This window comes from Clostridium sp. KNHs205, from assembly GCF_000702945.1.
In the GTDB taxonomy this organism is placed as follows: domain Bacteria; phylum Bacillota; class Clostridia; order Lachnospirales; family Lachnospiraceae; genus Anaerocolumna.
Genome location: NZ_JNLE01000003.1, coordinates 3,239,213 through 3,260,174 on the forward strand (window position 1 = coordinate 3,239,213; position 20,962 = coordinate 3,260,174).

Below are 20,962 nucleotides of genomic sequence, written 5' to 3' on the forward strand. Positions count from 1 at the left end.
ATTTTTCGATTTATATATTGTTTATTCACAAATTTGTGATAGACTAAATATAGGACTATTAAAAGGTGGGCTGTGGCCTCTTGGTGTCAGCATGAAATAAGGTCGTGGCTTGTCCAGCTTTCGAAGCTTTATTGTCTGGGAAGACAGTAGTATTAAAAGTGCAGTCACATCAAAAAGTGATGCATGAAATATGTTCAGATTATTGCCCTGACGGACAAACATAAACCGGTAGGTGATTTTCTGAAGAAGGCCACCGAAATCCTCATCTTGGGGTAAAGAAGGCAGATAATAATAAATAAATGGATTTTTATGAGGTATTTTATTTGTATTAATATCCAGATTAGTCTGATCTGTAGAACTATTCGAGGTGTTAAAACAATCAGAAAAGGAAGAGTAGGTAATTATTAGGATGGCAACTAAAGCAGCCTGATGGAAACTGTGCAGTTTGCTTTTCATAAAATAATCCCCTTTATCTCCGTTAAAATTTGTGACTAGAAAAATATTACAACTGCAATTAAGTCACTATTATAAAATATCACAATTTGAAGCTTTTGTATATCAAATTTTGTAGGATTGCATGAAAATTAGAACAAAGTGAAAACGAAACCAAACACATAAAACAACATAGAGGTTTATATGGAAAGAGGTAATTATGGGAGATTTGGCATTTGATACGGAAGATCTGATACGAGGAAAATTAATGTGGCTTATCCGTGTCGGAGATTATCAAAAGTTGGATGATATTATACAGCACAATAAAACCAGTTGTTTCTGGCACAGTATAGCTGTTGCATACTATAGTCTTCAGGTTGCCAAAGCACTAAGAATAAAGTGTGATTATGAATGCCTGGTAGTAGGAGCACTGCTCCATGATTATGTATTCTATGATTGGCATATAAAGGAGAAAGGGCACAGGCTCCATGGTTTTACCCATCCTAAGAAAGCATGGCATAACGCACTTAAAATAAAGAACCTTCATAAGATTGAAGATGATATTATCAGAAAACATATGTTTCCCCTTACACCATTTCCGCCTGTTTACAGGGAAAGTGTCCTGGTATGCGTGGTAGACAAATTCTGCTCCCTTTATGAAATATTTCATAAAGATGCATACCAAAAACTAACAAGTAAGAACCTTGTCAGTTTGAAAGCTTCCTGATAATATTTGAAGACTTCCTGATAATATAAGAAGGGTATGTTATAAGATTAAAATCTTTTCAGAGCTTAGTTAATAAATCGCATAGTATTTTCTAAAATCACATCAAATATTACTTTCTATAAATGAACCTATAAAAGCTGCAGATAATCGTAATGAAATTCTGCAGCTTTTATCTCTTAGGCTGAAGGATATTTATAGGAGATATTATATTTATCAATAGAGATTCCCTTAATTACCTGGTATAAAATTAATAATGATACTTGAATCATAAAATTTTTAGGCTTATGCATTGTGCATAAAATGAGTAAGCCATTTTAATTTGCTTTTAAAATCAATTATTCACTAATTGTAGAATTTGCATTAATATATTGTATATTCATTGAATAAAGATAACGTTATAACTAGAAATATGAAAAATAAAAACGTATTTTATTATAGCTTTAACTTCTTGAATTGTAAAATTTACTATTAGACCCTGTTATCACGTGGCTTGACTGTTCTGAGGCTTAAAATAATACAATATTATAGTTCATAATGACTCTTAAAATAGTATTATCAGTGAGAAAATATGTGAAAAATATACTATAAAAATGTTTTTATGTATTGTAAATTATACGTAGCTATATTATAATCGGGTTGTAGTTAAAAAGTCTGTTTGCAAATAGTATGCAAGGGAGTTTCGATGAAAAATAAAAAGCTAACAAGGATGTCAGTTTTTGCAATTCTTCTAATCGGTACGGTGGGCTTTTGTATACAAAGCAACCGGCAGACGAATTCCAAAACGATAGACGAAGAAGAAGCCGGAAAGGCTTATCAGCTCTTAAGTGATTCCTTATCAAATAAGTCAATAATGTATACAGACTTATTAGATGAAGACCGTGTAACCGGACAAGGTGAGAGCAGCGCCTATCCAATTGGAAGTGTTGACATGGAAGATTACGAGGGTTTAAGTGTATCCTTAAAAACCAAAGAAACCGCCTGTTATGAAGTTGAAGTCAATTACCCGGGGATATATTATGTTTATGTGGATTATAAGCCTTCCAATGGAGCATTTTCAGATTATGTCCTAGCCATGAAAGTGAATGGAGAGCAGCAATTTTCTGAAATGAACAGTATTGTACTCCCGCTATATTGGAAAGATAGTACGAAGCTCTATCCGGAAGATCAGTATGGAAATCAAACTTCTCCTGAGCTTAATATTATAAGAGACTGGAGAAATCTCCCTTTATATGACAGTAACTATGTATCTGCCAGGCCTTTAGAGATTCAGTTGAAGAAAGGCATGAATATCATAACTTTACAAAACCTATCCTTAGACAGCTTATGTTTAGGGCAGTTAGAAGCAGCTGCTGAAATTGATGTTATCTCTTATGAAGAGTATAAGGGGAAGCATAAAGGGAGCCTGGCAGAGGAAATCTATATGGTCAATTCCAATGATTACTTATATAAGAACTCGCTTCAGGCCTGCTATTATGCGGTTAATAATACAGCGCTGACCCCTCATGTCAGTAATAAAAAATTAATCAATGTTGTATCCTGGAATAAACCCGGAACAGAGATTACCTATAAAATAATTACTCCCAAAGACGGATTATACCAGATGGCTTTTCACTACCAGAATAATGATAAGGAAATGTCAGTTTTTGAATCAATTCGGATAGATGGCAAAATTCCTTTTGAAGAACTGATAAATTATTCCTTTCCTTCGACCTCGGATAAATGGGGGAATGAGGTATTGTCTGATGAAGATGGTAATCCATATCTGATTTATCTTTCAAAAGGCCAGCACACGATAACCCTGCGCTCAGAAATCGAACCAATTGCGAAAGTAATTAGATACACTAATCTTATATCTGAACATATAACACAATTTGAAGCAGATATTATTAAGATAACTGATGAAGCCAAAACCTCTGATCGTTCCATTAATATGAATGAGTACATACCTGAGACGACAGATTTTCTTAAGGCGTATGAGACACTGATTCGTTATATTCAGTATAAGCTGGTAAATTATACTAATAAGGGAAACAAAGCAAAGATTGTTTCAGAACTTAATAAGGCACTCAATTCAATAAATAAATTGCAGAAACATCCGGGAGAAATAGCTTTCTATAAAGTATATCTTACCGGTAAGAATAACTCTCTGCAAAAAATTACCGAAAACCTTACAGACATGCTGGAAGAACAGAATTTTTCACTGGATATGATATATTTATATGGAAAAAACAATTTACCAAAAGCAAATCCTACAATTATTAGTTCTATTAAAAATCAAATTCTGACACAGATGAATAATGTTACATCTGATAAACATATCAAGGAAGGGGAACAGCCAGTGAGCGGTACTGTATTAAAGGAGGATGAGAATTCTATGATGGCAAAAGGATATTATTACGAAGAAGAAAAAATAACATATAAGCTTGTATGGAATGATGAGTTTGAATATGATGGTGTTCCTGATTCAGATAAGTGGGGGTACGATGTAGGCGGCAACGGTTGGGGGAACAATGAATTGCAGTATTATACACCAGGCGATAACGCCTGGGTAGAAGACGGAAAACTCATCCTGGAGGCCAGAAAAGAGGACAAAGAGGGGAAGGAATACACCTCTGCAAGGTTGATTACCAAAGGGAAAGGTGACTGGCTCTATGGGAGAATTGATGTAAGGGCGAAACTTCCAAAGGGACTTGGTACCTGGCCGGCAATCTGGATGCTGTCGTCAGGGCAGGAATACGGCAATTGGCCGGCTTCCGGAGAAATTGACATTATGGAACATGTAGGTTATAATCAGGATACAATTCATGCATCCATACATACGCAGGCATATTATCATTCCATTAATACACAGAAGACAGCTACTAAATATGTGAAGGGTGTAAGTGAGGATTTCCATCTTTATTCCCTTATCTGGCTGCCGGACTTAATAAAGATATTAATTGACGGTGAAGTTTATTTTACTTTTAAACCTACCGATTATGAAGAAAATCCCTCTTATAAGGAGTGGCCTTTTAATAAGAGAATGTATCTTCTTCTAAACCTGGCTGTCGGTGGAAACTGGGGTGGTGCAAAAGGTGTCGATGCTTCTGTTTATCCTCAAAGAATGGAAGTTGATTATGTCAGAGTATATCAAAGCGAGGAAATCATAAATTTAAAAGCAAACACGGATTAAGGTGTGTCTAAAAACTCAAGGTAACCTTCTGACCGCCTGCTGGTAGTTTACAGTAACAATTTAGACACCCCATGTTGTACATAAATAATAAGTGTGACAGCCAGATTCAGAAAGGCTCGTTAAGAATATAACGGTGAGACGAATGGAGAAACCATTATGGTAACAATAAAAGATGTGGCCAAAGAAGCAGGAGTAGCAATTTCTACGGTATCTAATGTTTTGAATAATGTAGATGTTGTAAGTGAAGAAACCCGCAGAAAAGTACTGGAGGCAGCAGAAAAGCTTCATTATGTCCCAAACATGAATGCCAAGTTCTTAAAATCAAATAAAAAAAATACAATAGGATTATTTCTGTCGAGTATTCAAGGGGATTTCTATAAAGATCTGATGCAGGCTGTGCATCTTCAATGTAAGATAAAAGGCTACCAATTGAATATTTACATCAGTAATGAGAATACCAGCGAAGAAATTTACAGTATGATTATATCCTCCGGTGTAGAAGGTGCTATCGTACTTAACGAACATTTATCCTATGAATATATAGACAGACTTTCTTTAACACATATGCCCATTGTATTTATTGACCGGGAATACAGCGGAGAGCAGATGTCCAGTGTAATCATTGACAGTACGGAAGGTGCTGCTCTTGCTATGGAATACCTGATAAAACAAGGTCATAGACGTATCGGTTATTTTCATGGTATCTACAATTACGATGATGAATGCAGATATAAAGCATATGAAAACGTATTGCGCAAATATAATCTTCCTTTAGACGAATCTATTGTTTTACGAGCATATTTTGAAGAGACCTTAGCTTATAGTGAAATGAGAGTACTGCTGCTTAAAGGGACAAAACTACCGGAAGCATTTTTCTGCGCAAACGATGAAATGGCCTGGGGATGTATTAGAGCACTTACTGAGGCAGGTCTAAGAGTTCCTGATGATATCAGTATAGTTGGATTTGATGATAATGCGGTTGCGAAATATAATTCTCCGTCCATAACAACAGTGCATAGTCCAGTGGCTGAGCTTGGAACTTATTCCACTACAGAACTTCTTCGGTTGATACAGAGTGAGGAAGTTGTGCAGGGAGGAGTCTTCAGACTTTCACCAACACTTGTTATCAGAGATTCCTGTAAACTAAGAATAGGCTGAGAGAGCAGTAAAAAGCTGAAAAGGCAAGGCAAGAGGATTCCGCTGACTTGCCTTAGCCCAAATATCAGGCAATGGCAGTAAGCGGAAAATTCACACAATACTAAGGTTTGTCTGAAAACTCATTGCATCGTTTTGAACGACCCACCAGACCCAAGCAGTTTTCAGACCACACAAGTAGTTTTCAAACCACCTAACTATTCTCAATAAAATTCTTTAATTGTTCTTCAGTTCTTATCAGATTACTTTCGGCTGTTTTTCTTAAAGCATTGAGTTTATCCATGACTCTGTCTATATTAGAATGGAGTGAAGCTATATCTTCAATAGAAGAGTTGATTCTTGACTGTACTGCCCAATCTGAGAAAATTCCGTCAAAGAAGAAATCTGCAAATTTAGTAAATCCATCAATTTGAACACTTAAATTCTCATCCAGTTTAATATCAGCAAGTTCTGTGTGAAAATGATGAAGAAGAGTTTGGATGCTATTGACTGCTGCCTGGGCGTCATCGAGGTATGAATGCTTCATAACATCACTGATCAAACCTCCTCCAAGAATATCCCAGGTACCCCAGCCATGTGCACTATCAAGCTTTTCTTCTGCAATCTCAATTTTAGCGAGGACTGCTCTGCCAGCAGCTTCTGCTTCCTTGATCTCAGTTAGATTACCTTTAAGTGATTGGATCTGCTCTTCAAAGGAATGAATCTTCTCAGCACTTTCTGCATTATTCTCAGATAACTGTCGGTATTTCAAACGGGATAGTTCTTCGTATTCTCTTTCACAGCCATAAAGTGAAGCACGTTCCTCCTCCAACTGATGAATTGAGGACTTAAGATTAATAAGTTGATTTTCTGTTTCCTCCAGTTTAAGCTTGACAGCAATGACATCCTGATATTCTTTCTGTTCTCTGGCTTCCATTTTACCAAGCATCTCAAGAAAAAGATTATTCAGGCTTTTCTTAAGCAGATTATCATAATCCCGTTCTTCTTTCTTAAGTTCTGTCTGAAGATTTGTTTTTTTATCCTCCAGTTCCTTTAACTGTTTGTGATAGTCGGTAAGTTTGCTTCCAAGTCTTTGATATTTACCGATATTTTGTCTGCTTTGTTCCAGTTTGCTGTTTAATTCCTCGAACATAAGTATACTCCCTTTTTATTATTGTTTTAATTAAGCTGTTCCAGTATAAGCTAAATAACTTGATATGAAAATTATATTTGACAAAGTAGGTGTGCCTATGTAAATTCCCTTAAGCAACTTCCAGCACGTAGCAAGCAGTTACTAGTAGTTACTTCTATATATTATATATAAAGTTTTTTATTATATATAATGTTCTTTGTCTATAATGTTCTTTGTCTATAATCTTCTTTATCATATAATGTTCTTTATCAGCATAACATGCATCTATTAATAAAGCATTAAAAAAGCGCCTGAAAAGATTAAAAATTTCCAAACAATGTATTAATATAAAACATAATATAAAACGTAATATAAAAAACACTTGACAAAGAAGTAAAATATATCTATACTTACAGTAAACATATTAATCATATAAGAATACTATGATATAAATAGTGTTTTTATAGGTATAACAAAATATCCATTCAACCATCGCAAGTTGACTAGACAACTAGAGACTTCGGAAAACAGCAGCATGTTTTCTGAGGTCTTTTTCTGTATAGGGAAGTTATATTAAAGAATCTCTCTAATTATATAAATCAATTTTTTATTTCCTATGCAGGCTAATTAGGAAAGGTTTGAAAATTTATATTTCTGACCATTGTCTAAGTACACAAAATCATTGTAAGGAGCAGAAATTATGGCAAAGAAAGCAAAACAGATAGCAATTTACGGAAAGGGCGGAATCGGTAAGTCTACAACTACCTCAAATATTTCAGCAGCCCTGTCAGAGATGGGATATAAGGTCATGCAGTTTGGCTGTGACCCAAAGAGTGATTCCACCAATACTTTAAGAAACGGAAAGTACATACCGACTGTGTTAGATACCTTAAGAGAAAGAAGTACAGTAAAAGCACAGGATGTTATATATGAAGGCTTTAACGGGATTTATTGTGTGGAGGCAGGCGGACCTGCGCCTGGAGTTGGTTGTGCAGGCAGAGGTATTATTACGGCTGTTGAGCTGTTCAAACAGCAGAAAACCTTTGAGGAACTGGATCTTGACTATGTTATATATGACGTGTTAGGTGATGTTGTCTGCGGAGGTTTTGCCGTTCCTATCAGAGAAGGTATTGCAGAGCATGTTTTCACTGTTTCTTCTGCTGATTTCATGTCGGTGTATGCTTCCAACAACCTGTTTAAAGGTATCCATAAATATTCCAATTCTGCAGGTGCTTTACTTGGAGGTGTTATTGCTAACTCCATCAATGCACCTTATGCCAAAGAAATAATTGATGATTTCGTAAAACAGACTCATACACAAGTAGTAGAATATGTACCCCGTTCCGTTACGGTAACCCAGAGTGAGCTTCAGGGTAAAACTACCATTGAAGCAGCACCTGCATCTGCACAGGCAGACGTTTACCGTTCTCTGGCAAAGAAAATTGCTTCTCATACCGAATCCAAAGTACCCTCTCCTCTTGCAACAAATGAACTGAGAGAATGGGCAGCCAAATGGGGAGATTATCTCCTTGCATTGGAAACCGGAACCATAAGAACGGAAAATGCTGTAAACATCTAAAATACCTGCAGGTGCTAAAGCAAAAGCGGCTGCAGAGCATTGTTTAAAAAGGGGGAAATGTATGAGCAATTACGAAAACTTAAAGAATTCCCACCCTTGTTTCGGCGGGCATAAAACCAATAAGGGACGTATTCATTTGCCGGTAAGTCCCGGTTGTAATATAGAATGTAAGTTCTGTGACAGAAAGATTAATCAGACAGAACAAAGACCCGGTGTTTCTTCCGGTATATTAAAGGAATCGGAAGCCCTGGAGGTTATCAGAAGATCCCTTGAACTCTGTCCGGAAATTACCGTAGCCGGTATAGCAGGACCTGGTGATACCTTGGCTTCGCCTTATGCTTTAAATACATTCAAGCTGATAAAAGAGGAGTTTCCAGATTTATTAAAATGTATGAGTACCAATGGTCTGTTATTGTATGAAAAAGCAGATGAAGTGATAGAAGCAGGAATTGACAGTCTTACCGTAACAGTAAATGCGGTTGCACCTTCCATACAAGCAAAGATTTGCACGGGTATATATTATCACGGTAAGAGGTATGAGGGGGAAGAAGGGGCAAGGATTCTGATTGAAAATCAGCTTAGGGGTATAAAGAAGGTAGCTGACGCAGGTATAACCATAAAAGTTAATACAGTGCTGATTCCTGGAATAAATGAAGACCACATTGAAGAGATTGCAAGGATAGTCAGTGAAGCAGGAGCTACTATCTATAATATTATACCGTTAATACCTCAGCATGAATTAAAAGAGGTAAAGGCGCCGGGGTGTTTGGAGATAGACAGTGCAAGGCTGAAGGCCGGTAAATATATTGACGTATTCAGACATTGTCAGAGATGCCGTGCAGATGCAGTCGGAATACCGGGGGAGAAGGAATTTGCTGATCAGATATACTTTGGAAGATTGTCCATGAAAGAAACATTTTCTCACGGTTAATGAACATACAGTTAGTAATCATAACCAGACGTTGGAAGGAGAGATAACATGGCTTACAAGATAGCGATTGCAACCACGGACGGAAAGGTGATAAATCAGCATTTTGGAAGAGCAGAATATTTCTACATAGGCGAAGTAAATGACATGGAGGAGTTTCGGTACCTGGAGGAAAGAAAGCTTACACCTGTCTGTCAGGGGAAGGAACATGAAGCTGAGGCACTGTATAACGTTGCAGAAAAGTTATCGGATTGCCGTTATGTCCTTGTAAGCCAGATTGGTCCTTCCGCTGAGTATGTGCTTAATGAGAAAGGAATATCTGTATTGACCATAAGACATTACATTGACAGTGCTGTAAAAAAACTTATGGAATATGACAGGAGGATTAACATTATTTATCAGCAAAAATAAAGAATCTAACTGAGAGGGGCTATTCCATAATGAATGAAAGCTGTTACAGACCAGTAATCTTCTGGCAGGTAACAGCTTTTTATTAGTTTAGTGAAAATGGTTTGGCTTAGAGATATCCCGTAAGCTGTCTTCAGCTCTGTCTGACAGAGCAGGCTCAAGGGCGATATCACCTAAAGCAACAATTCCTACAAGACTGTTATTGTCTACTATGGGCAAACGCCTGATCTGCTGGCGGCTCATAATCTCTGCAGCATCTTTTACGTTCATATCCGGACTTCCAAGGGAAGGATTCTTTGTCATGACATCGGAAACCTTCTGTGTCTTCCAATCCTGTCCTTCTGCAATACTGCGTAAAGCTAAATCACGGTCGGTTACAATGCCGACAACTCTATCATTATCGCAAACAGGGAGAGAACCGATATCATGCTGTTTCATTAACTGGGCACATTTTTCAATAGAATCTTCACAGCATACACTTTCTATATCTGTTGACATAATGTCTTTTACTTTCATAAAATCACCTCCGAAATTAGAATACCCATATTACTGTTTATTTATAAATGAAACTTTATGAGTTTAATGGTTAAATATACATGATTTTTATTACTGCTTAATGCTATAATTAAAAAAAAGAAAGTACTTTTGTTGTGGTGAAATTTTACAGTATAAAATAATAATAGCTTTATCAGCTATAGCAGTTTTTTTAATTGGATATTCAATAAAGATGTGCTATAATACCTGCTATAGATTAAACAGTCAAACAATTAATCCTGTAAGGAGGTGTCCTAAACTGCTGAAAGAGGTTAATTTTGAAATTGAAAATGAAAAGTTTACTGTAAAGGTTGTTTATTCAGCCAGAAAAACCATAAGTCTTGAGCTGAAAGCCGATGGAACTATTACAGCAAGAGTTCCTAACCGCGTTCCGGACTACGAAGTCAAGCAGCTGATTAATGAGAATAAATACAAATTATATAATAAATATAAAGAATTCTGCAATTACAAAGAGAAGGAAGGCGGGTTAACCGCTACGGCAGGGTATGATGAAATATATCAGGACGGAGCCACACTTCCTTTTGTACTGGGTGAGCTGACCTTGCAGATTATTAACAGAGGCGGAAGAGATTTTATTAATCTTCGCTATCATAAACTTCCTGATGGTAAGCGTATACTGACACTTGAAACCCAGACAGAAGATAAAGCTGTCATTAGAGAACATATTGCTGACTGGTACAGACGTTATGCAAAAGACACCCTGGAAATGAAGGCTTCTTATTATGCCAAACAAATGGATACCGATTATGGAAGAATCACTGTCCGAGAGCAAAAGACCAGATGGGGCAGCTGCAGCAGCAAAGGAAACCTGAATTTTAACTGGAAGCTGATGATGATGCCGGAACCAATAATCGATTATGTGGTAATACATGAACTGGCACACAGAAAACACATGGATCATTCTAAAAACTTCTGGTTTGAGGTTGAGAAAGTATTGCCGGATTACAGGATAAAACGTGACTGGCTTAGAAAGAACGGCAGGCTTTATACCTGCTATTAATAGAAATAATAATGACAAAGGAGAAAGACAAATGCTATTTTTATGGTATCCCAAATGTACAACTTGTCAGAAAGCCAAAAAGTGGCTGGATGACAATCATATAAGTTATGAAGCCAGAGATATCAAAGCGGACAATCCCACACCGGAGGAAATAAAAGACTGGCACAAACTAAGCGGATTTCCTTTAAAGAAATTTTTTAATACAAGTGGTTTGGTCTATAAGGAACTGGAATTAAAGGATAAACTGCCCTCAATTTCAGAAGAGGAGCAATACCGTTTATTGGGAAGTGACGGTATGCTGGTGAAACGTCCTATTATAATTAATAAGGATAATGTACTGATTGGTTTTAAAGAAAAGGATTGGTCAGAATTCTATGGAAAATAAACTGAGTCATTTTGATGGAGAAGGAAATGCCCATATGGTGGATGTCTCCGGTAAGCAAATAACACAAAGAACAGCAACGGCCAGAGGGAAAATAATTGTAAGCAGTAAAATCCTTGAAGCGATTACGAACAAGGAAATCGAAAAAGGTGATGTACTGTCCGTAGCCAGATTAGCCGGGATAATGGCTGTAAAGCGGACCTGGGAGTTCATTCCCCTGTGTCATCCTCTTATGATTCAGAAGTGCTCACTGGATTTTGAGATTGAGACAGAGACATCTGCTATAACTGCGGTCTGCCAGGTGATAACAGAAGGAAAGACAGGAGTTGAAATGGAGGCTCTTACCGGTGTTCAGATAGCACTGCTTACCATTTATGATATGTGTAAAGCACTGGACAAGTCAATGGTAATGACAGATATCAGATTGGAAGAAAAGACAGGCGGAAAAAGCGGTGTATTCCTTAACCGTGATGCTTCTGGCGGCTTAATGGATGCATAAAGCAATTCGATTTATGAAATGAGGCGGTTTTATGATAGATAAATACAACAGGCAAATAGACTATGTGCGCATATCCGTAACTGACCGCTGTAATTTAAGATGTGTATACTGTATGCCAAAGGAGGGTGTTAACTTCCTTCCCCACAGCGCTATAATGACCTATGAGGAAATTGTTACCATGGCAGAATGCTTTGGCGAACTGGGAATTCGAAAGATTAAGCTGACAGGCGGAGAACCGCTGGTACGAAAAGACATCACCAGTCTGGTCGCGAAACTGAAACAGGTTAATGGAATTGAGAAAGTAACCCTTACCACCAATGGAATTTATCTTGGAGAGCAGCTGGAAGCATTGATAAAGGCAGGAATTGATGGCATCAATATCAGCCTGGATACTTTAGACCGGTGCAAGTTCACAGAGTTAACAGGATTTGATGGATTATTAAAGGTAAGGGAAAGTATAAATAAAGCTCTTGCATATCAGAACATACCGATTAAGATAAACTGTGTACCTTTAAGGCAGTATAATGATAAGGATAGTTTATTATCTCTAGCTGCCCTTGCAAAGGACGCAAAGCTCCATGTTCGTTTTATAGAAATTATGCCCTTAGGTTATGGTAAACATATGGAGGGGTACTCTGAACAAGAGATTATAGATATTCTCAGAAGCTCTTACAGAGAATTAGAGCCTTATACCGAAAGTCTGGGAAATGGCCCTGGTAAGTATTATAATATACCGGGTTTTCAAGGTAAAATAGGTTTCATCAGTGCAGTAAGTCATGAATTCTGTTCCTCCTGTAACAGGGTAAGACTGACTTCCACCGGAATACTTAAGACCTGTCTTCAATATAGCAGTGGTACGGATTTAAAAGCAGCGCTTAGGGAGGAAAGGTCTAAGGAAGAATTAAAGGATATTATTAAGAAAGCTATTGACAGAAAACCGGAAAGTCATGTTTTTACAAAAGACAACCCAGCTATCTCTGAAACTCTGGAGGAGAATGGGATGTCACAGATTGGCGGTTAAGAAAGGGGCAGCTCATATGGGTAAAATAGTAGCTCTTTGCATCAGTGAAAAAAGGGGTACTCAGAAAATAAGTGTTGATAAAGCCAGATTTATTGAGAATTTTGGAATAGAAGGAGATGCCCATGCCGGAAACTGGCACAGACAGGTAAGCCTCATATCCCAGGAAAAAATAGATGAATTTAATCAGAAAGGTGCCGAAGTCGATAAAGGTGCCTTTGGTGAGAATGTAATTGTAGAAGGCTATGACTTAAGAAACCTGCCTATTGGTACCAGGCTGGAATCAGGGGAGGTCTTGTTTGAAATAACCCAGATCGGCAAAGAGTGCCATAGCCATTGTGAAATCTTTTATAAGGTTGGAGACTGTATAATGCCCAGAGAGGGAGTATTTGCAGTGGTGTTAAGCGGTGGTATTATTGCAGTGGGTGATGAAATCAATATATTAACCTGATTATCATTTGTAACGATGTTTTTTCGTAAAGTTTTCTTTAATTATATATATATACGTAGTATGTACTTAATTTTCTACCTGAGTTTTTAGGGATCACAGGTTGTGAAGGAGAAATGTTATGATAAGAGTAGGCATCATTACTGCCAGTGATAAAGGAAGCAGAGGAGAAAGAACGGATACCAGTGGTATGGTTATTAAAGAATTAGCCAGTGAGCAGGGGTTTCAGGTTATAGAATACATCCTGTTGCCAGATGAGCAAAAACAGCTGGAGGATATCATGATAAGCTGGTGCGATTCCGGAAAAGTGGATCTGATTCTTACCACCGGTGGAACAGGATTTTCTGTAAGGGACGTGACTCCGGAGGCTACTAAAAATATTGGAGAGAGAGAAGTGCCGGGTATTGCAGAAGCAATGCGTTATAACAGTCTTCAGATAACCAAAAGGGCGATGCTTAGCAGAGGTACAGCAGTTATAAGAAAAAAAACACTGGTTATTAATCTTCCGGGGAGCCCTAAGGCAGTAAGGGAAAACTTAAGTTATATTATTGATACTTTAGAGCACGGTCTCGCAATCTTAAAAGGAGAAGACGGTGAATGCGGAAGTCTTTCATAAGAATTATAAAAACCATGGGACCATTGTAAGCGGTGATACTGCTCACTATGGTCCCATGGTTTTTTCATTTATATATTGAGAAAGAATTTCAATAAATTATATTGACAAAAAGACTTATAGTGCATATACTATGATTAAACAATTAAATAATTGTTTAATTGATAAAAGGTTCACCTAATATAGAATCAAGCAACAAAAAAAATAATGAGATCAGAAAAGTCTGAAAGGGGATATTATTATGAGAAAATCAATTAAATTACAGGATCTTGATTGCGCAAACTGCGCTGCTAAAATTGAAAATGCCATTAAGAAAGTGGAGGGAGTTACAGGGGTAAAGGTTAACTTTCTCAGCCAGAAGATGGAACTGGAAGCTCCTGATGACAAGTACGATGAAGTTTTAAATGAAGCAAAAAGACTAATTAAAAAAATTGAGCCGGATGTAATTGTAAAGGCATAAAGATATTGAGCTGCTGCAGGATTCTCTGTATATAATAATTGCTACAGGAGAAGATATTTATAGTTTTGCAGCAGCTCTTTTTATGAGAGACGGAAGGGTTTTTACAAGGGGAGGATAAATTATGCTAGACGGATGGAAAGTTATGCTAGGCGGACGGAAAGTGATGTAAGGCGGACGGAAAGTTATGTAAGGCGGACAGAAAGTTATGTAAGACGGACGGAAAGTTATGTAAGACGGACGGAAAGTTATGTAAGACGGACGGCAAATTGCGCAGAACAGAAAAAAACTCATGCTTCAATTCCAAGGTATAAGAATTCCTAATTCTCTGGATGTTTTGTGCTTTACATATTATAAAACTGATAACTCGCTGCGCTCAGACAATCAGTTTTATAATATAGCACAAAATATCCAGAGAAAAGGAATTCTAATACCTTTCCATAGGCGCATTCGTTCTTTTCTGTTCTGCACAATTAGCCTGCATATGGAAGCAAAACATTTGAGACGTTGGATTAAAACCAAAATCTTAAATCAAAACCTTAAATCAAAAGCTTAAACTAAAACCTTAAGTTAAACCTTAAGCTAAAACCTTTCGCCAAATAATAAAGCAAAATCCTAAGCTAAAACCTTACGCCAGATAATAAGCCAAAACCCTAAGCTAAAACCTTACGCCAGATAATAAGCCAAAACCCTAAGCTAAAACCTTACGCCAGATAATAAGCCAAAACCCTAAGCTAAAACCTTACGCCAGATAATAAGCCAAAACCCTAAGCTAAAACCTTACGCCAGATAATAAGCCAAAACCCTAAGCTAAAACCTTACGCCAGATAATAAGCCAAAGCCTTAAGCTAAATCCTTACGCCAAAATAATAAGTCAAAATAACAAGCCAATAATAACAAAAATAAAAAGCAAAATAATTAATTAAATAGTAAACCTAAATATAAACCAAAAATTACAGACCTATATAACAACAAAATATTAATAATAAAGATACTAATAAAAAACCAAAGTTAAACCCCAAAATTAGATCTAAAATGAAGCCCAAGTTATTAAACCAAATATTAAACCTTATTTTAAAACAAAGGTTAATTCAAAATTAAAACCCAAAAATTAACCCCAAAATACAAAATATTAAACTTAACTTATAATCTCTTCAATGAGTTGGATTGGAGGTAAATATGTCTAAAAGAGAGAAGAAACAATTGTTACGTATACTGCTGACAGCAGTACTTTATGCCATAGCTATTCTGCTTCCTTTTGAAGGAATCCCAAGATTAGCAGTCTTTTTGGTTGTATACCTGGTTATTGGAGGTGATATTCTTTTAAAAGCTGGAAGAAATATCCTGCATGGACAGGTTTTTGATGAAAACTTTTTAATGGCTGTTGCAACAGTAGGAGCCTTCTTTTTAGGGGAGTATCCGGAAGGTGTTGCAGTTATGTTGTTTTACCAGGTGGGGGAATGGTTTCAGTCCTATGCTGTTTCCAAGTCCAGACGTTCCATTTCTGAGCTTATGGATATAAGACCCGACTATGCGAATGTTTTAAGGGAAGGGCAGCTGGTGCAGGTGGACCCGGAAGAAGTACAGGTAGGTGATACAGTGGTTGTCAAGCCCGGGGAAAGAATACCTCTTGATGGTATAGTTTTAGAAGGCATTTCTGCTGTAGATACCTCCGCGCTGACCGGAGAGTCTGTGCCCAGAGATGTACAGCCGGGGCAGGATATAATAAGCGGTTGTATTAATCAGACCGGAGTTTTGAATATTAAAGTAACAAAAGAGTTCGGGCAGTCTACAGTTGCCAAGATTCTGGAGCTGGTGGAGAATGCCAGTGATAAGAAAAGTAAAAGTGAGAATTTTATAACAAAGTTTGCAAGGTATTATACTCCTATTGTTGTTATTGCAGCAGTATTGCTTGCGGTACTGCCACCACTGCTTTTGGGTCAGGAATTTAATATCTGGATAGCCAGAGCGTTAACCTTCTTAGTTATATCCTGTCCCTGTGCACTTGTTATCTCCATTCCATTAAGTTTCTTTGGCGGTATCGGAGGTGCTTCAAAATCCGGCGTTCTTGTTAAGGGAAGTAATTACCTGGAGGCTTTGGCAGATACTGAAATCGTGGTATTTGACAAGACAGGTACACTTACCAAAGGGTCCTTTGCAGTCAGCAAGATAATACCGGAAGAATTTTCAGCAGATGAACTGTTAGAAACAGCAGCTTATGCAGAGGATTATTCTAATCATCCTATCGCTCTCTCCATAAAAAAAGCTTTTGGAAAAGAGATAGAAACCTCCCGTATTGGTGAGATTGAAGAAATTCCAGGTCATGGTGTTAAAGCGGTTATTGATGGCAAAGAGGTTCTGGCAGGTAATATTAAGCTGATGAAGAAGGAGAATATAGCCTGTAAAGAGGAACAGCAGGCGGGTACAGTGGTTCACCTGTCAATTGATGGTAGATATGCAGGTTATATTTGCATAGAAGATGAAATTAAAGAAGATTCACCTCGTGCAATTCAGGATTTAAAAGCAGCAGGTATCCGTAAAACGGTGATGTTAACAGGAGATTCGGATGCTGTAGGTCAGAAGGTGGCAAAGGAGTTAAAGCTTACGAAAGCTTATACAGAACTGCTTCCGGCAGATAAAGTTGACCGTATGGAAGAATTAATGCAGGAGAAGAGTCCGAAAGGAAAATTGGCCTTTGTAGGCGATGGTATTAATGATGCCCCGGTCCTTGCAAGAGCAGATATCGGTATAGCAATGGGTGGCTTAGGTTCAGATGCAGCCATTGAAGCGGCAGATGTAGTCATTATGACTGACGAACCTTCTAAGATTGCCCAGGTTATGAAGATTTCCAAAAAGACACTTCGTATTGTAAGACAGAATATTGTACTTGCTTTAGGTGTTAAAGGTGTAGTTTTAATACTGGGTGCTCTTGGTTTAGCTTCTATGTGGGCAGCTGTATTCTCAGATGTTGGTGTGTCAGTGCTGGCTATTTTAAATGCGATGCGAGCTTTAAATATTAAAAAGATATAATGTTATATTAAAAAAACTATTTTGTACCTTAATTTCGAAGAAATTATATGGTCCAAAATAGTTTTTTTATCTAGTGGTTATGATTCGTTGGACAATTTAATTGAAAGTAATCATCGATCATTTGATGCACCAAATGTGCTTTTTTGTTATCAGCCAATGTATAATAAACTTCTTTTCCGTCGCGCCGGCTGGTTATAAGATTATTTAACTTCAGTGTTTTCAGATGATGGGAAACGGCTGCACCGCTCATATTAACAGCGGCGGCTATATTGGAAACACATTCTTCTGAGTGGCATAACAGCCACAATATACGCAGACGTGAACCGTCACAAAGCTGTTGAAAGGTGATGGCAGCTTCTAAAAACATAGAGGCCTCCGGCATTTTTTCCAGTACTTTATCAATATTCTGTCCATGATCATGGGGCATGGTAATGTTTTTCATATTGTAGCTCCTTTGAATCGGTTTTCCTGAATTATGAAAATCCTTATGCTTAATATAGTATCCTTTCTGAGAATACATGTCAAATGTTAAGTATGAAAGTAACAGATGATATGTAAGAAACATATTATAAAAACTATTTTATATTATGTTTTAGAGCTATTTATTTTGTATAGCCATTTATTATCTATGTATGTATTAGAGTATTTATTTTGCATATTTATTCTACACAGCCATTCTATATCATCATATTAGAGTTATTACAATTCTACATATATTTTTATAGGAAAATATATAAACAGAAAGACTATAATGCGAGTTATTTAAGGGATAGTTTCACTTTTGGTTATAAAAGAAAGATTCTAAGAAATCATTAACGCTATTTCTTAGAATCCTGTATTACCTTATAAAGTCTCGTTCATACTGCCTGTACGGTAACCTTTTAAATCCAGTGCTGTATAAGAAAAACCGAACTTCTTAAAATTCTCCTGTACTTCCTTCATCAGATCAACATTAAAGAATTTTTCCATTTCAGGCTGTCCCACTTCAATTCGAGCTATTTCTCCGTGATGTCTTACACGAACCTGTCTGAATCCGTGGTCTAATAAGAATTGCTCGGCTTTATCTACCATTTCAAGTTTTTCTCTTGTTATTTTCTGTCCATAAGGAAATCTTGAGGAGAGACAGGCAAAAGCTGGTTTGTTCCAGGTAGGAAGATCCATTTCTTTTGATAGTGCTCTGATTTCATCTTTGGTAAGCTCGGCAGCTCGCAAAGGACTTAATACCTTATGCTCAGATACTGCCTGAAGACCAGGACGGTAGTCTCCTAAATCATCCATATTAGAGCCTTCTGCAATGCTTGTGATACCTTTAGCAACTGCAATATCTATGATTTTATCAAACAGTTCGTTTTTGCACAAATAACAGCGGTTAACGGGATTATCTGAGAAACCGTCTACATCCAGTTCCTCTGAATAAATTACCTCATGTGGTATGCCGTATTTCTGAGTAAAGGCAACGGCCTCTTTAAACTCTCTTTCTGGATAAGTAGATGAGCGTGCAGTGATTGCCAGCACTTTATCGCCTAATACATCAAAGGCAGCTTTTAATAAAAAGGTAGAATCTACACCACCGGAGAAAGCAATACAAAGGCTGTCAAGGGATGAGAGATTCTTTTTTAATACCTCAAATTTTTCATGTAGTTCCATATGTTCCTCTTTTCCTGCAAATACTATTATTTAACTATGAATTGTTAACAATCTAATAGTATAACAAGCCGGCTGTCCTGTCAACAGGATGCCTTCATGTGTACAGGATACTACATTACTACATCTTTTTTTAATCCGAAGTTTAAAAATAGCTTCATATTCTTAATTTAATCTTTTAGTGATGAATCCATCTTTTAAAATAACATATGTTTTTTTAAACTAACCTTTTAGTGATGAATCCATGTTTTAACTAACCTTATATTTTTCAATCTAAGCTTTTAATGATGAATCCATGTTTTAACTAACCTTATATTTTTCAATCTAAGCTTTTAATGATGAATCCATGGTTTAAAATAGCTTTATATTTTTAATCTAATCTTTTAGTGATGGATCCATGGTTTAAATAGCCTTATATTTTTCAATCTAACCTTATACTGATGAATCTATGGTTTGAATATAGATTTATTTTTTTATCTATCTTTTTAGTGTGTAACATAAAACCGTTTATTTGATACTTTTAAATGGGTAGTTGAGATATACTTTTTTAATTTTACCGAACCTTTGACGTAATATCTTCCATTTAATATTCCTGCTTTGTAATTGAAAAAATATTAATTAATCACTGTGTTTTCGCTTAACCCTCATTAAAATATTTGCTTAAGCAAGGGAAATTGTCCATTTTATATTTGCAAATTTTTTCGGGACCTCGAACTACGGTACGAACAATATTTAAGGTACCATTGTCATCTGCTTTTATTCTCCATTCTACCATTAGAATTGTATCATTAATAATTTCTATCCCGGTAAGGCCTTTGGAATGTATGCAGCAGCCGGTATTATAGTAAGGGAGTTCACTGGTTTTTGGAAAATGAGGTCTGTGGGTATGACCGCAGATAAGCATTCTCTTGTTCTTTATGATCCATACCTTATAATTCTTTTCAATCTTATGTCGTTTATAGAGATTTTTGGCGGGACTGGCAGGACTGTGTAAACCTACTACATGCAGAAAACGCCAGATATATCGAAGCATGAGCATGGAAATGTACCAGAGCTGATCATTCATAAGGTCACCTTGATGACCATGGACCACAAGTATTTCCTGGCCGGTTTCCCGGTGTTTGAGTACAATGGCTTCATGTGGGATTAGATTGGTAAAAAGACTCTGTTTTTTTTGGTTGTATTCATCATAATAACTAAAGTAGTTCTTTTTTACGAACCTATTTTTCTTTAGATAAATATTGTGATTTCCGAAGAGGAAGATAAGACGGTTGTCATTACTGAATTTCTTCATTCCAAGAAATACATCGGTATGAGCAAGTCTTATATGATTAAAGTCGGTATACTCCCAGAGTTCATCTCCGTCACCAACCTCTACATACTTATACCCTTCATTATAATAATAATCCAGTGCATGCAGGAAAACATGCTGATTTTTGGCGAATTCGTCAGAGGCACTATCATCTCCTCTATGGCAGTCACTGAAAAATATATATCTGGAATCTTTATCAAAGTATTCTACTTTAGCATTCTTATATGCTTGTGAAAGACGTTTTTGTGTAAACATCCATAACCTCCTGAAATATTCAGCTTGTAAAAACTGATAATATTTGATAATCTTAATTTTGTGCATTCCTCGAAGGTTTATACAGAAATTAATGCGTAAAAGGCTGCCGCAAGATGCTTCGGCCTCTTATTTGTGAAAATAACATAGGAGGTAAGAGATATATGTGTATGGTCGAAGGAAATATATTTTCAACCAATAGATTACACCAGGGAAATCCTCGGCTCAAATTTCGGGGCA

General features: G+C 36.8%; 20 protein-coding genes. 14 read left to right on the forward strand and 6 right to left on the reverse strand.

Translation table 11 applies throughout. The annotated features are described in order from the left end of the window. Nucleotides 1-21: 21 nt before the first annotated feature. Nucleotides 22-456, reverse strand: coding sequence for a hypothetical protein (locus BR73_RS0113350; RefSeq protein ID WP_033165932.1), 435 nt, complete (start codon nucleotides 454-456; stop codon nucleotides 22-24). A 196-nt stretch (nucleotides 457-652) separates the two neighbouring features. Here BR73_RS0113350 and BR73_RS0113355 point away from each other — a divergent pair, with 196 nt between their 5' ends. The 3 genes from BR73_RS0113355 to BR73_RS0113365 all read left to right on the forward strand — a co-directional run bounded on the left by BR73_RS0113355 (nucleotide 653) and on the right by BR73_RS0113365 (nucleotide 5,489). Beyond that, nucleotides 653-1,159: an HD domain-containing protein gene (locus BR73_RS0113355; RefSeq protein ID WP_033165933.1), complete on the forward strand. Its 507-nt coding sequence runs from the start codon at nucleotides 653-655 to the stop codon at nucleotides 1,157-1,159. Nucleotides 1,160-1,841: 682 nt separating this feature from the next. Further along, a complete protein-coding gene (locus BR73_RS29130) occupies nucleotides 1,842-4,331 on the forward strand; it encodes a family 16 glycosylhydrolase (RefSeq protein ID WP_197032664.1) in 2,490 nt (829 codons plus the stop codon). Between the two features lie 156 nt (nucleotides 4,332-4,487). Next, entirely contained in the window at nucleotides 4,488-5,489 is a 1,002-nt protein-coding gene (locus BR73_RS0113365; RefSeq protein WP_033165934.1) for a LacI family DNA-binding transcriptional regulator, read from the forward strand. Between the two features lie 190 nt (nucleotides 5,490-5,679). Here the strand turns inward: BR73_RS0113365 and BR73_RS0113370 are convergent, their stop codons facing one another. After that, nucleotides 5,680-6,618, reverse strand: a complete 939-nt coding sequence (locus tag BR73_RS0113370; protein WP_033165935.1) for a hypothetical protein — start codon at nucleotides 6,616-6,618, stop codon at nucleotides 5,680-5,682. Between the two features lie 679 nt (nucleotides 6,619-7,297). Here BR73_RS0113370 and nifH point away from each other — a divergent pair. From nifH to BR73_RS0113385, 3 genes are all read left to right on the forward strand, one after another. After that, nucleotides 7,298-8,176, forward strand: a complete 879-nt coding sequence (gene nifH, locus BR73_RS0113375; RefSeq protein ID WP_033165936.1) for a nitrogenase iron protein — start codon at nucleotides 7,298-7,300, stop codon at nucleotides 8,174-8,176. Between the two features lie 61 nt (nucleotides 8,177-8,237). Next, a complete protein-coding gene (locus BR73_RS0113380; RefSeq protein ID WP_033165937.1) occupies nucleotides 8,238-9,107 on the forward strand; it encodes a radical SAM protein in 870 nt (289 codons plus the stop codon). Nucleotides 9,108-9,155: 48 nt separating this feature from the next. Next, complete coding sequence (locus BR73_RS0113385; protein ID WP_033165938.1) at nucleotides 9,156-9,515, forward strand: NifB/NifX family molybdenum-iron cluster-binding protein; 360 nt, start codon at nucleotides 9,156-9,158, stop codon at nucleotides 9,513-9,515. An 87-nt stretch (nucleotides 9,516-9,602) separates the two neighbouring features. On the opposite strand, the gene BR73_RS0113390 is transcribed toward BR73_RS0113385, so the two are convergent. Then, nucleotides 9,603-10,028: a CBS domain-containing protein gene (locus BR73_RS0113390; RefSeq protein WP_033165939.1), complete on the reverse strand. Its 426-nt coding sequence runs from the start codon at nucleotides 10,026-10,028 to the stop codon at nucleotides 9,603-9,605. A 211-nt stretch (nucleotides 10,029-10,239) separates the two neighbouring features. Between BR73_RS0113390 and BR73_RS0113395 the strand changes: the two genes are divergently transcribed. From BR73_RS0113395 to BR73_RS0113435, 8 genes are all read left to right on the forward strand, one after another. Continuing rightward, a complete protein-coding gene (locus BR73_RS0113395; RefSeq protein WP_051685196.1) occupies nucleotides 10,240-11,067 on the forward strand; it encodes a SprT family zinc-dependent metalloprotease in 828 nt (275 codons plus the stop codon). 31 nt (nucleotides 11,068-11,098) lie between these two features. Then, nucleotides 11,099-11,452, forward strand: a complete 354-nt coding sequence (locus BR73_RS0113400; RefSeq protein ID WP_033165940.1) for an arsenate reductase family protein — start codon at nucleotides 11,099-11,101, stop codon at nucleotides 11,450-11,452. Further along, complete coding sequence (moaC, locus tag BR73_RS0113405) at nucleotides 11,442-11,948, forward strand: cyclic pyranopterin monophosphate synthase MoaC (RefSeq protein ID WP_033165941.1); 507 nt, start codon at nucleotides 11,442-11,444, stop codon at nucleotides 11,946-11,948. The genes BR73_RS0113400 and moaC overlap by 11 nt, the downstream gene beginning before the upstream one ends. A gap of 31 nt (nucleotides 11,949-11,979) precedes the next feature. Beyond that, complete coding sequence (gene moaA / locus BR73_RS0113410) at nucleotides 11,980-12,969, forward strand: GTP 3',8-cyclase MoaA (RefSeq protein ID WP_033165942.1); 990 nt, start codon at nucleotides 11,980-11,982, stop codon at nucleotides 12,967-12,969. Between the two features lie 16 nt (nucleotides 12,970-12,985). Continuing rightward, on the forward strand, nucleotides 12,986-13,417 hold the full coding sequence (locus BR73_RS0113415) for an MOSC domain-containing protein (RefSeq protein ID WP_033167425.1): 432 nt from the start codon (nucleotides 12,986-12,988) through the stop codon (nucleotides 13,415-13,417). Nucleotides 13,418-13,535: 118 nt separating this feature from the next. Next, nucleotides 13,536-14,030 carry a MogA/MoaB family molybdenum cofactor biosynthesis protein gene (locus BR73_RS0113420; protein WP_033165943.1) on the forward strand — a complete coding sequence of 165 codons (495 nt, stop codon included), beginning with the start codon at nucleotides 13,536-13,538 and terminating at the stop codon, nucleotides 14,028-14,030. 238 nt (nucleotides 14,031-14,268) lie between these two features. Next, the gene (locus BR73_RS0113425) at nucleotides 14,269-14,487 is read left to right on the forward strand and encodes a cation transporter (protein WP_033165944.1); all 219 of its coding nucleotides are present in this window, start codon (nucleotides 14,269-14,271) and stop codon (nucleotides 14,485-14,487) included. A gap of 1,176 nt (nucleotides 14,488-15,663) precedes the next feature. Further along, on the forward strand, nucleotides 15,664-17,514 hold the full coding sequence (locus BR73_RS0113435) for a heavy metal translocating P-type ATPase (RefSeq protein WP_033165946.1): 1,851 nt from the start codon (nucleotides 15,664-15,666) through the stop codon (nucleotides 17,512-17,514). A 70-nt stretch (nucleotides 17,515-17,584) separates the two neighbouring features. Here BR73_RS0113435 and BR73_RS0113440 read toward each other — a convergent pair whose 3' ends face one another. The 3 genes from BR73_RS0113440 to BR73_RS0113450 all read right to left on the reverse strand — a co-directional run bounded on the left by BR73_RS0113440 (nucleotide 17,585) and on the right by BR73_RS0113450 (nucleotide 20,725). After that, entirely contained in the window at nucleotides 17,585-17,956 is a 372-nt protein-coding gene (locus BR73_RS0113440; protein WP_033165947.1) for a metalloregulator ArsR/SmtB family transcription factor, read from the reverse strand. A gap of 401 nt (nucleotides 17,957-18,357) precedes the next feature. After that, nucleotides 18,358-19,161 (reverse strand): ATP-dependent sacrificial sulfur transferase LarE, encoded by an 804-nt coding sequence (larE, locus tag BR73_RS0113445; RefSeq protein ID WP_033165948.1) that lies wholly within the window; start codon nucleotides 19,159-19,161, stop codon nucleotides 18,358-18,360. Between the two features lie 634 nt (nucleotides 19,162-19,795). Beyond that, the gene (locus BR73_RS0113450; protein ID WP_033165949.1) at nucleotides 19,796-20,725 is read right to left on the reverse strand and encodes a serine/threonine protein phosphatase; all 930 of its coding nucleotides are present in this window, start codon (nucleotides 20,723-20,725) and stop codon (nucleotides 19,796-19,798) included. Between the last annotated feature and the right edge of the window lie 237 nt (nucleotides 20,726-20,962).

Excerpts from the sequence above, each read along its gene's own strand:
- BR73_RS0113350 (WP_033165932.1), bottom strand. The coding sequence starts at position 456 with ATGAAAAGCAAACTGCACAGTTTCCATCAGGCTGCTTTAGTTGCCATC.
- BR73_RS0113355 (WP_033165933.1), top strand. The coding sequence starts at position 653 with ATGGGAGATTTGGCATTTGATACGGAAGATCTGATACGAGGAAAATTA.
- BR73_RS29130 (WP_197032664.1), top strand. The coding sequence starts at position 1,842 with ATGAAAAATAAAAAGCTAACAAGGATGTCAGTTTTTGCAATTCTTCTA.
- BR73_RS0113365 (WP_033165934.1), top strand. The coding sequence starts at position 4,488 with ATGGTAACAATAAAAGATGTGGCCAAAGAAGCAGGAGTAGCAATTTCT.
- BR73_RS0113370 (WP_033165935.1), bottom strand. The coding sequence starts at position 6,618 with ATGTTCGAGGAATTAAACAGCAAACTGGAACAAAGCAGACAAAATATC.
- nifH (WP_033165936.1), top strand. The coding sequence starts at position 7,298 with ATGGCAAAGAAAGCAAAACAGATAGCAATTTACGGAAAGGGCGGAATC.
- BR73_RS0113380 (WP_033165937.1), top strand. The coding sequence starts at position 8,238 with ATGAGCAATTACGAAAACTTAAAGAATTCCCACCCTTGTTTCGGCGGG.
- BR73_RS0113385 (WP_033165938.1), top strand. The coding sequence starts at position 9,156 with ATGGCTTACAAGATAGCGATTGCAACCACGGACGGAAAGGTGATAAAT.
- BR73_RS0113390 (WP_033165939.1), bottom strand. The coding sequence starts at position 10,028 with ATGAAAGTAAAAGACATTATGTCAACAGATATAGAAAGTGTATGCTGT.
- BR73_RS0113395 (WP_051685196.1), top strand. The coding sequence starts at position 10,240 with ATGTGCTATAATACCTGCTATAGATTAAACAGTCAAACAATTAATCCT.
- BR73_RS0113400 (WP_033165940.1), top strand. The coding sequence starts at position 11,099 with ATGCTATTTTTATGGTATCCCAAATGTACAACTTGTCAGAAAGCCAAA.
- moaC (WP_033165941.1), top strand. The coding sequence starts at position 11,442 with ATGGAAAATAAACTGAGTCATTTTGATGGAGAAGGAAATGCCCATATG.
- moaA (WP_033165942.1), top strand. The coding sequence starts at position 11,980 with ATGATAGATAAATACAACAGGCAAATAGACTATGTGCGCATATCCGTA.
- BR73_RS0113415 (WP_033167425.1), top strand. The coding sequence starts at position 12,986 with ATGGGTAAAATAGTAGCTCTTTGCATCAGTGAAAAAAGGGGTACTCAG.
- BR73_RS0113420 (WP_033165943.1), top strand. The coding sequence starts at position 13,536 with ATGATAAGAGTAGGCATCATTACTGCCAGTGATAAAGGAAGCAGAGGA.
- BR73_RS0113425 (WP_033165944.1), top strand. The coding sequence starts at position 14,269 with ATGAGAAAATCAATTAAATTACAGGATCTTGATTGCGCAAACTGCGCT.
- BR73_RS0113435 (WP_033165946.1), top strand. The coding sequence starts at position 15,664 with ATGTCTAAAAGAGAGAAGAAACAATTGTTACGTATACTGCTGACAGCA.
- BR73_RS0113440 (WP_033165947.1), bottom strand. The coding sequence starts at position 17,956 with ATGAAAAACATTACCATGCCCCATGATCATGGACAGAATATTGATAAA.
- larE (WP_033165948.1), bottom strand. The coding sequence starts at position 19,161 with ATGGAACTACATGAAAAATTTGAGGTATTAAAAAAGAATCTCTCATCC.
- BR73_RS0113450 (WP_033165949.1), bottom strand. The coding sequence starts at position 20,725 with ATGTTTACACAAAAACGTCTTTCACAAGCATATAAGAATGCTAAAGTA.